Source organism: Bacteroides sp. 51, from assembly GCF_010500965.1.
Lineage (GTDB): Bacteria > Bacteroidota > Bacteroidia > Bacteroidales > Bacteroidaceae > Bacteroides.
The window spans coordinates 1-6,488 of the sequence record NZ_QVMI01000061.1; the positions used below are offsets into that span (position 1 = coordinate 1).

Consider the following 6,488-nt stretch of genomic DNA (forward strand, 5'->3'; position numbering starts at 1 on the left):
ATCACTGTCGCTGTACATAAAATAAAATATTAGAATTATACAGCGCGAAACTAAGAAAAACAGAAATAAACATCAAGACGTCATTTTTGGACGCTTACTATTTAAAACTCAAAATATTTTCATACAACTCTAGTGTTTCTCTATACACTGAATCAATTGAATATTTTTCCTTAATAAACTCATTACATTTCTCTTTGTATTTTTCATTTCTAATTTTGTGCAACAAATTTCGAGCAATTATATCAAGTATATTCCAATTCATATCGCTAGCATTTCCTAAAGAAAATGCGTATCCTGCTTGAACAATTTCTTCGCAATTACATTCTTCAGTAACAACCACTGGAGTTTCATAATGCAATGACTCAAGTACCGTTGTTGGAAATCCTTCATTATATGAAGGCAAAATATAAACATCAGTTGAATGAAAGATTCTCTTCTTACCCACTTCATCATAGATAGCACCTAAATAAGTAATATTAGGTAAGCCTTCTATTTTCTTTAGCAATTTACATTCTATTTGCTTTGTGCAGCTTCCAACAATTGACAGGGAAAGATGAGGACGAGTTTTAAAAGCATCTATCAACTTCCATATTCCTTTAGAAGGAATAATTCGAGAAAAAAACAGAAATTCAACACTCTTGCTTATATTCTTTTTCTCAAGATCATAATTTTTAAAAGCCAAAGCATTATGCTCATAATAAATTTTCACCCCCTGAATCCTAATCGAGTTCTGTTCTTCACTTCTATTAATAAAGACAATCCCTTCAATTACTTTCCTAAAGAGTGCAACTATTATACAAATAAATAGAGTCTTTTTAAAAAATGATTTTATGCCATTAGCATAAATGCAATTACGCATAAATGCACCATGCGCTTTTATCACAAAAGGAATCTTATATTTCTTTGTCAAGCGTAAGATTTTAAACATCAACACATTATAAAACCCGTGATAATAAATCACATCATAAGATTGAAGTTCTGACCAATCAAAATCATCCAAATGATAAATTTTATAATTACATTCTACTTCTTGAGACTCACGTACATTTGACAACAACAAAAGTTCCGAACACACCCCACTTATTTTATTTATATGCGATAAAGATGTGTGAAGGACCGAATAGACACCTGTTCCTTCCTTCCATCTACATGTTTGTGTTATATTTAGTATCTTCATTTCTATTTATTGGATTACATATAAAAAAAAACAACCACCAAAAAGGTAAATAAGTCATATTCCAAACAGAATAGGACGACAAAAGAATAGCACCCAAAACGCCTATTCTCAAATACTTAAGATTAGCATTTTTAAGCTTCACGCATTGAAATACTCTCCAGAGCATATATAAAAAAAGTATAAATACCCAAAAACCTTGTTCAACTAAAACTGAAACATAAGTATTATGTATTCTATGTGGAGCTGTATACTCTACAAATAATGATGGTGCATTAGCAGATTTTCCAATTCCAATTCCCAATATTGCATATTCCGGATTATACTTCAATACACTTAAACCTTCTTTGTTTAATTGCGATCTATAGTCTAATGCACCTTCACCCGAGTCTCTATTGCCATCAATGCGAGCAATCAGATTATCAAATTGTGTAGAAAAAGTTTCTTGGAAGAAATCCTGAAAAACAAAAAATAAAACAATAAAAGGTGCAATAAAAAAGAAGATACTTTTACCTTGTATATATCTTTCAATTAAATAGAATAATAAGATAAGTAAAGTTGTAGCAAGACCAGTACGAGATAAAGTCAGCATTACCAATGGTAATATAGAAACTGCATTTAACAACGAAAAAACTCTTATTTTTTTCTTCGTAAACACCAATGAAGACATAAGACTAGTGATCAAATAAACATTCAACGTTAATGTGAAATAATTTGGGTCATTATAGTATCCTTGAAAGCGGTACATTGGTTCTTTAAAATATAAATAATACATAGACCCAACAGCCAAAGGAGTTAAAAAAAACATATAACGAAGAATGCGTTTCCCATCAATTGAAACCAACCCCCTAAAACCAATGACTAAAACGGTCAATGTAAAAAATACACTTAAAGATCCAGAGAATGGGGAAAACAGAGAAGAGAGAAAAGATAGAAAAAGAAAAAGATATAAAAATCCCCCTGTTTTGGTTAATTTCCCGCATAGCGAAAAAGAAAAAAATAAGCAAAGAAAAGATAAAATATGAAATAACTTAACGCCATCTAAAACCTCAAGTTCATTATATAAATGAAACAACAAGGATAAACAACATAAAACAGCATATATATTTTCTTTAGAAGAATAGCTTAACGAAAAGCCTTTTACCTGTTGCATATCAGTGTAGAAATAAAACACACTATTTTTTTTGTAAAAGAGTAATCTACTGCAATACCAAAAGCTAGTATTTTACTTTTTAATTTATAATGGCTAAAAACATAAGATTTCACATGTTTTTTCACGACATATATAAATTCTCGAGCAAGCAAAGGATCACAATATTTCATATGCATGATCCGATACAAAAAAGAAACGCAGTACCTAACCAGACGATTATAAACTAAAGGCTTCAAGTCTGGATATTTAACCTTTACAAAATCTAAAATTTCATAATGAGCATCTATTATGTCTAATGTTTTACTAGAAACTGAACTATTCATGATGCTTTGAGGGTTTTTCCGATAATAATACTTTTTCTCATTCGAATGAGCTATATATTCTACCTTATCAAACAGTTTATATATTGTAGAAAGGTCCTCGAACAACCTCCCTTTAGGAAAAAATGTATTTTGGAAGACTTTATTTGAAAACAATTTCCCACATGCAGATGTCATAATACACCTTTCTTGCAATACATATTTCACTGCATCTCTTGAAGTACATTTGCCTTCAACTAGTTTGGTCTTTTTTTTCTGTTGTAATGGTATTCCATCCATTACATCCATTAATAAACAGGTTGAAATATCAACAGAAAAACGAACCAGCAGTGTATAGAGGCATTCCACATATTCATTTGAAACATAATCATCAGAATCTACAAAAGAAATATACTCTCCTGTACAAACTACCAAACCAGTATTTCTTGCATCAGATAATCCTCCATTCTCTTTATGAATAACTTTTATTCTATCATCCTTTAGTTTATATTGATCGCATATAGTACCACTTTTATCAGTAGACCCATCATTAATTAATATAATCTCCAATTTTTCATAGGTTTGATTCTGAATACTAACGATACAATCTGCCAAGTATTTTTCAACATTATACACTGGGATTATAATTGAGATTAAAGGTTTCATGAAGGTATATTTATTTTATTTCCAGCTAAATAGCCAACGCCTAATTTTTCCTAAAATTCTCCGTTCTCTACTTCCTATTTTTCTAGCTATTTTATTAATAATACGATCTTTAGGACTCAACCATGAACTAGCAAAATGATGTATACAGTAAGTATTTTCTGTTAGGTATATTTTTCCATCAATATAAGATTTTGGACAAAAATAATCTTTGGGGTAAATTGTGAAGAAATTTACAAAATCCTGATATGTGTTATTTTGGTACAAACCATGTTTTAACATTAGATTAGTTATTGTAACAACATTTGTTGTTAGATCAAACGTCCCATCTTCTGTTAAAAAGTGCCTATCATAATAATAATCTAAATTTTCTTTTACCCAGTTTCCTTTTTTTTCACTCCCCATGATACCTGTAGGTATCATTGTTTCATCCTCAAAGCCCGAAAAGGCATTCAAATTCAGAAAAACATCTAAATTCCTCAGTACTTCCACATCAGTGTCCATGTAGATTCCACCTTCATTATATAAGGCGAACAGTCTCACAAAATCAGTGACAAAGGCAAATTTTTTTGCCTCATAAGCTTCTTTTACATACTCATTTTGATTAATATCAAAATTTTCCTCATTCCATTCTTTTATTTCATAATCAGGCAAATATATTTTCCAGGACTCAATACACTTCTTTGCAAGTTGAGGCAACTCTTTTCCGCCAAACCAACAATAATGAATAATTTTAGGAATCATATATTTAAATCGTTAAAAAAAGACACTATTCGAATAGAAGCTTTACCATCCCCATAAGGATTCACAGCTTTACTCATTTTATCATATTCTTCTTTACTGTTTAATAAATGCGATACCCCCTCTACTATTTTATCAACATCAGTACCAACTAATTTCACTGTCCCAGCATCAACAGCTTCAGGCCTTTCTGTAGTTGTTCGCATAACTAATACAGGTTTTCCTAACCCTGGTGCCTCTTCTTGAACGCCACCACTATCGGTTAAGATCAAATAACTTCTCTCCATCAGAAATACAAATGACAAATATTCTAATGGCTCTATAAAAAACAAATTATCTATTTGCTTTTTACCAAAAACTTTTAGAATCGGGACTCGTACATTTGGGTTCAAGTGCATTGGGTAAATAAAGTCTACATCTGTATGCTTTTCACTAATTTCTCGTATTGCCTTGCAAATATTCACAAATCCCTCTCCAAAATTTTCTCTACGATGCCCTGTTATAAGAACTACCTTCCTTCCCTTTTGTATTCTTTTTATATCATATCCCGCCTTAGCTAATGAATATTCCAGTTGTAAATACAATTCATTATCATTCTTTATCTTATCAGTAACCCAGTAAAGAGCATCTATCACTGTATTACCTGTAATCTCAATATTACCAAAAACTCTTTCGTTTTTGAGGTTTTCAGCACTTAACTGAGTGGGTGAAAAATGATATTTTGCTATTCTTCCTGTCAGCTGACGATTCATTTCTTCTGGCCATGGATTATTAAGATTATAAGTTCTTAATCCAGCCTCAATGTGTCCAACAGGAATTTGTAAATAAAAAGCAGCTAGGGCTGAGGCGGTAGATGTAGTGGTATCACCATGAACTAACAAAAGATCTGGTTCAGCTTCTTTCAAAACATCTCTCATACCTAATAATACACGTGAAGTCACATCATACAAATCTTGACCAGGCTTCATTATATCCAAATCATAATCTGGAACAATCTCGAATAACTGCAATACTTGATCTAGCATTTGACGATGTTGCCCTGTAACACATACAATAATATCAAAAACGTCTAATCGTTTCTGAAATTCTTTAACTAAAGGGGCCATTTTGATAGCTTCCGGACGAGTACCAAAAACAAGCATTATTTTTTTCATAATCTTAAGTGAATTACTTCTATATTTTTTTAAATAATTTCATTAGTGTCCACTAAAAATTCGCAATCGTTCTTTGAAATATTTGAAATATAGTTAGTTACAGAGATTTTCTGAGTCAACGGACTTGAACTTGTAATTTTGCGTGCTATAATAGTGCTGCATATGTTTCAAGATAAATACGTTTTTGCTCAGTTAGTCACATTCCTGGATAGAAACCACTTCAATTACCTTGTGCGCAAGTTTGGTGGCGACAAATATGTGAAATTCTTCACTTGTTGGAATCAATTGCTCACATTGATGTTCGGACAATTATCAAACAGAGAGAGTTTACGTGATCTCATAGTAGCTTTGGAAGCTCATCAAAAGAAGACTTACCACTTAGGTCTTGGCAAGTATGTAACCAGAAGCAATTTAGCAAAAGCTAACCAAAATCGTGATTATCGCATCTTTGAAGCATTTGCCTATTACATGGTAGAACAAGCACGTACTAAACGTAAGAGTGATATTTTCAAACTTGGTGGAAATATCTACGCTTTTGATTCTACCACCATAGACTTGTGTTTAAGTGTTTTTGGGTGGGCAAAGTTCCGTAAGAAAAAAGGTGGTATAAAAGTACACACTCTATATGATATAGAGACTCAGATACCTGCTTTCTTCCATATAACGACAGCATCGGTACACGACAGCAAAGCTATGAATGAGATTCCTTACGAAACAGGTGCTTATTACATCTTTGACAGGGCTTACAACTGTTTTAAGAGTCTGTTTAGGATAGAATCAATCGGCTCCTATTTTGTTGTTAGAGCAAAGTCAAATTTACAGTTCAAAGCAAAACAATGGAAACGTCGATTGCCGAAGAATGTATTATCTGATGCAATAGGTGAATTGACCATTTATAAAAGTTCCAAAGACTATCCTATACAAATACGCAAAGTATGTTATTGGGATGAAGAACAGAAACGAGAGTTTACGTTCCTGACCAATGCCATGAAACTCTCATCGTTGCAAGTTGCCGAACTTTATAAAAACAGATGGCAGGTTGAGCTCTTCTTTAAATGGTTCAAACAACATCTTAAGATAAAAAAGTTCTGGGGTAATACAGAAAATGCTGTAAGAATACAGATATATTCTGCAATTACTACTTACTGCCTGATAGCAATCATTCAGCATGACTTAAAATTGGATAGAACGACATATGAAGTTCTGTAAGCGTCCAAAACCTGGTATACCCCTCAGGGAGGATACCTAAAGGCACCCACCAAGATCTTGGAACTATGTTTTTATTATTTTTTATTCAAATTCAG

The 6,488-nt window shown here is 32.2% G+C and carries 6 protein-coding genes; 1 reads left to right on the top strand and 5 read right to left on the bottom strand.

What is annotated here, in order from left to right; genetic code table 11:
* Positions 1-97: 97 nt before the first annotated feature.
* Genes D0T87_RS23190 through wecB form a run of 5 tightly spaced genes read right to left on the bottom strand, consistent with a single transcriptional unit; the run spans position 98 to position 5,184 of the window.
* Positions 98-1,177 carry a glycosyltransferase family 4 protein gene (locus D0T87_RS23190; RefSeq protein WP_163178491.1) on the bottom strand — a complete coding sequence of 360 codons (1,080 nt, stop codon included), beginning with the start codon at positions 1,175-1,177 and terminating at the stop codon, positions 98-100.
* Positions 1,146-2,327 (bottom strand): O-antigen ligase, encoded by a 1,182-nt coding sequence (locus tag D0T87_RS23195; protein ID WP_163178493.1) that lies wholly within the window; start codon positions 2,325-2,327, stop codon positions 1,146-1,148. The genes D0T87_RS23190 and D0T87_RS23195 overlap by 32 nt, the downstream gene beginning before the upstream one ends.
* Complete coding sequence (locus tag D0T87_RS23200) at positions 2,315-3,292, bottom strand: glycosyltransferase (protein WP_163178495.1); 978 nt, start codon at positions 3,290-3,292, stop codon at positions 2,315-2,317. The genes D0T87_RS23195 and D0T87_RS23200 overlap by 13 nt, the downstream gene beginning before the upstream one ends.
* Positions 3,293-3,307: 15 nt before the next feature.
* On the bottom strand, positions 3,308-4,033 hold the full coding sequence (locus D0T87_RS23205) for a glycosyltransferase family 32 protein (RefSeq protein ID WP_163178497.1): 726 nt from the start codon (positions 4,031-4,033) through the stop codon (positions 3,308-3,310).
* A complete protein-coding gene (gene wecB / locus D0T87_RS23210; RefSeq protein WP_163178499.1) occupies positions 4,030-5,184 on the bottom strand; it encodes a non-hydrolyzing UDP-N-acetylglucosamine 2-epimerase in 1,155 nt (384 codons plus the stop codon). Before wecB ends, D0T87_RS23205 begins: the two co-directional genes overlap by 4 nt.
* A 162-nt stretch (positions 5,185-5,346) precedes the next feature.
* Between wecB and D0T87_RS23215 the strand changes: the two genes are divergently transcribed.
* Positions 5,347-6,393 (top strand): IS4 family transposase, encoded by a 1,047-nt coding sequence (locus tag D0T87_RS23215; RefSeq protein WP_163178501.1) that lies wholly within the window; start codon positions 5,347-5,349, stop codon positions 6,391-6,393.
* Positions 6,394-6,488 lie beyond the last annotated feature (95 nt).